Annotated in this window: 2 protein-coding genes and 5 pseudogenes; 1 reads left to right on the plus strand and 6 read right to left on the minus strand. The window is 69.2% G+C overall.

All coding sequences use genetic code 11. The features are described from left to right. Window positions 1–104: 104 nt before the first annotated feature. The 4 genes and pseudogenes from AB0J08_RS41235 to AB0J08_RS41250 all read right to left on the minus strand — a co-directional run. Complete coding sequence (locus AB0J08_RS41235; RefSeq protein WP_360645235.1) at window positions 105–392, minus strand: IPT/TIG domain-containing protein; 288 nt, start codon at window positions 390–392, stop codon at window positions 105–107. A gap of 198 nt (window positions 393–590) precedes the next feature. Continuing rightward, window positions 591–887 (minus strand): annotated as a pseudogene (locus tag AB0J08_RS41240) (integrase core domain-containing protein); the annotation flags it as partial. Between the two features lie 4 nt (window positions 888–891). Beyond that, a pseudogene (locus AB0J08_RS41245) lies at window positions 892–1,053 on the minus strand (IS30 family transposase); the annotation flags it as partial. A gap of 37 nt (window positions 1,054–1,090) precedes the next feature. Continuing rightward, window positions 1,091–1,987, minus strand: a pseudogene (locus AB0J08_RS41250) (IS3 family transposase); the annotation flags it as partial. A 247-nt stretch (window positions 1,988–2,234) separates the two neighbouring features. Here AB0J08_RS41250 and AB0J08_RS41255 point away from each other — a divergent pair. Next, entirely contained in the window at window positions 2,235–2,960 is a 726-nt protein-coding gene (locus tag AB0J08_RS41255; protein ID WP_360645238.1) for a choice-of-anchor P family protein, read from the plus strand. Between the two features lie 53 nt (window positions 2,961–3,013). Here the strand turns inward: AB0J08_RS41255 and AB0J08_RS41260 are convergent. Continuing rightward, window positions 3,014–3,184, minus strand: a pseudogene (locus AB0J08_RS41260) (IS5/IS1182 family transposase); the annotation flags it as partial. 54 nt (window positions 3,185–3,238) lie between these two features. Continuing rightward, a pseudogene (locus tag AB0J08_RS41265) lies at window positions 3,239–3,418 on the minus strand (transposase); the annotation flags it as partial. Between the last annotated feature and the right edge of the window lie 159 nt (window positions 3,419–3,577).

Below are 3,577 nucleotides of genomic sequence, written 5' to 3' on the forward strand. Positions count from 1 at the left end.
GGACCCCAAGCCGTTCACCTGGACCAAGACCGCCGATGAGATCCTCGACTCCCTCGCCCGCTTCTGCCGACGGATCTCCGGCGCAGGACACTAGTAGTGCTTTGTTAGGTGGTGTCGTAGGGCTGCCATGGGGTGGGTCCGGAGGCGGGGCTGGCGCCGGTCACGGTGGGGGTGTCGAGGTAGGTGAAGGTCAGGCCGCCGGCGCTGCCGCCGAGGGTGATGACGGTGACGGGCACCGGTCCGGGGGAGGGGACGGCGGGGAAGGTGACGGTGACGGCGGTGTCGGTGGCGGACTCGATGGTGGCCGTTCGGGAGCCGAAGCGCACCGAGGTGGCTGCGGCCAGGTTGGTCCCGGTGATGACCGCGGTGCCGCCGCCGGTGTAGGGGCCCATGGCGGGTTCGCCGCCGTTGGTGGTGATTCCGGTCAGCAGCGGGGCGGGGAGGTAGTAGAAGGTGCCGAAGACGGCGGTGCCGCCCGGGGTGGTGACGGTGACGGGGACCGCGCCCGATCCGGCGGGGGTGCGGACGGTGACCGAGGTCGCGGTGTCGGCCAGGATTGAGCCTTCCCCCGGGACGTGGACACCGGAGTTTCATGCGGCGAGGGTGATCCTACGGGACGCCGCTGTCTGCTGTTCGAACTGGACCGGGCTGAGGTAGCCGAGCGTGGAGTGGCGCCTTCGGACGTTGTAGAAGGAGATCCAGCGGAACACGTCCAGCCTCGCCTGATCCTGGCTGGCCCAGCGCACTCCGTGCATCAACTCCCGCTTCAGGGAGGCGAAGAAGCTCTCCGCGGCGGCGTTGTCATAGCTGGAGCCGACCTTTCCCATGCTCCGCCGGACACCGTGGAGCCGGCAGAGTCTCGCGAACTCGGCCGAGCCGTATTGGGCGAGTTCAACCGGTCGTTGCAACACCGGGCTGTTGTAGTGAGCGTAGCTGCTCTTCGAAGACCTCGGCCGGGGTCTTCCAGCCAAGGATCTTGCGGGGTCGGTTATTGATCGCCAGGGCGACGGCTTCGAGGTCCTCGGCGGACCACCGGGACAGGTCGGTGCCCTCCGAGATCAGGGTGTTGCGACGAGCAGTTGAATCCACCTTGCGACCCCCTGTCCGAGTGAAAGACCACGCCGCCGACCCGGCCGCCGCGGGCGGCCACCGCGGCCTCCAGCGCGTCGGCGACCAGGCCGGTGCGCATGTGGTCGGCCAGTGACCAGCCCACCAGGCGGGCGCGAGTGCAGGTCGATGACGGTGGCCAGGTACATCCACGAGCCACCGACCGGCAGATACGTGATGTCACCGACCCACCGGACATCGGGCCCCGCCGCCGTGAAGTCCCGCCCGATCAGGTCCGGCACAGGTGGCGCGCTCCTGTCCTGGACCGTCGTGCGGCAGTTGCGCAGGTGGCGGCCGACGATGCCGTGCTCGCGCATCAGGCGGGCTACCCGCTCGCGGTTGACCACCCGGCCCTGGGCCCGCAGTTCGGCGTGCACCCTCGGCACCCCGTAGACACCCTGCGTCTCCTGGTGGACGTCGCGGATCTCGTTCACGAGTGCGGTCTCGGCCGCCGCCCGGTCGGCACGGGCCCGGGCGCCGGCCCGCCAGGCGTAGTACCCGGAACGGGCGACACGCAGGACCTCGCACAACCGCTGGACGCCGAACACACCGGCGTGGGCGGAGATGAAGTCCCAGCGGTGGGCCCTCACTTCATCTCCCGTGCGAAATAGGCCGCTGCCCGGCGCAGGATCTCCTTCTCAACCTGCCACTCGCGCTCGGCCTTGCGCAGCCGCGCGAGCTCGGCCCGCTCATCCGCGTTCGGCGCCTGTCCGGTCGGCGCCGGCTCGGCGCCGGCGGCCCGCACCCAGTTCCGCAGGGTCTCGTGGTTGACCCCGATCTCCTTCGCGACCGCCGCGAACGTGCGCCGGCCCTCCGAGGCCCGGTACAGCGCGACGGCATCACGACGGAACTCGTCCGAGTACTTCGACGGACGTCCCACCTGGACTTCCCTTCCTGGATCTACAAGATCCAAGTGTCAGGGGTGTCCACGTCGCGGGGCAAAGCTCAGCGGCCCGGTGACCCGGCTGCCGACTCGAGGGGCACCCGAATAGCGAAGCACGGCTGGCGCCCCTGTCCGGCCCGCCCTAGGGTCGGGATCGATCCTGATAGCCGAGAGAACTCACATGGTCGCTCTAAGTGATATCTGCGCGGTTTCCAGGGGACTCCTTCAAGGAAAGGCTCTCGACATGCTCTCCAGCACACTTCCCCGGCCCGCAGGCATATCCGGGCTGACTGCTGTTCTCGTACCCGCCTTCGCAGGGTCTGTGCTCCTGATGGCGCCCAGCGCAGCGGCCCAGCAGCTAGGAACACTTCCAAGTGACAGTCACCGCGCGGCGCCGCCCATCCTGAATTTTGACGCTCACGGGTACGGCGCGAAGAGCACTGGCCCCCTCTTCACGGCGGGCCCCCTGGCACCCTCGGACCTGACCTGCACCACCGCCCCCGGCTCCGTTTCCAACAATCTGGCCACGGCTACGATCCCCGGGCTCGCCACATTCGGGGCGATCGCCACGAACGCGTCCGGCACCACGGACTCCGCGGGGCTGCAGACCGCCACCTCGCAGGCCACCGTCGGCAAGGTCAGCATGCTCGGTGGCCTGGTCACCGCGGATGCCGTCACCGCGGACGCCAAGGCAACCGACGACGCCGCCGGCACGGTCACCGCCACTGGCAACGTCACGCTCACCAACCTGAAGGTGGCCGGGGCCGCCGTCACGGCCGCCGCACCCAACACCACGATCAACGTGCTGCTCGGCACGGTGATCGTCAACGAGCAGGTCTCCACCGCGGACGGCAAGGGCATTGCCGTCAATGCCATCCACGTCAAGCTGCTCGGTAACCTCGTGGACACCTCTGTCGGCCACGCTGCGGCGGCACTCGTCCCGACTGGGACGGCCTGCCCCGCGCAGTGACCATCCCACGCAGGAGACCTGCTGCCGGCCGTACTCGCGCAGCCGATGCTGCTTCTGCGCAGGTAGGTGCGGTTCGCGCGGGAGCCGTACGCCTTGTCGGCGCGGACCTTGCCGGGCCGAGTACGCGGCCGCCCCGGGCCGGTCCTGGGCACGCGAATGGGGCCCAGGACGACCTGGAGCTGCGGGGAGTCACCGCGCTGCCCGGCCATGATCACCAGCGACATCAGGGTGGCCGGCGACGGAACAGCCCGTACACCGTCTCCCACGGGCCTGTACCGCTCGGGCAGATCCCGCCACGGTATGCCCGTGCGGGTGCGGAACCGTATCCCGTTGATCGGCTGCCGCTTGGTGTGCACCGGTGGCCGACCGGCCTTGATGCCCTGAGGCGGCAGCGGTTCCAGCACTGCCCACTGGGCGTCCGTCAGATCTCCCCGAGCCCTGGAACCTGATGATCGCACGACCTTGATCCACTTCTGAACAGGCCCTAGTGCTGAGTTCCTCAAGTTGCGGGTATAGAGCCCGTGTTGGGGTAATTCAGGGAGGCAGGGGGTGGGGTGTGCCGGGGTTGCTGCGGGCCCAGGCCGCCGTGGGGGCGGACGAGGAGAGAATGATCACCA

The sequence above is a fragment of the Kitasatospora sp. NPDC050463 genome (assembly GCF_040655255.1).
Lineage (GTDB): Bacteria > Actinomycetota > Actinomycetes > Streptomycetales > Streptomycetaceae > Kitasatospora.

Excerpts from the sequence above, each read along its gene's own strand:
- AB0J08_RS41235 (WP_360645235.1), bottom strand. The coding sequence starts at position 392 with ATGGGCCCCTACACCGGCGGCGGCACCGCGGTCATCACCGGGACCAAC.
- AB0J08_RS41255 (WP_360645238.1), top strand. The coding sequence starts at position 2,235 with ATGCTCTCCAGCACACTTCCCCGGCCCGCAGGCATATCCGGGCTGACT.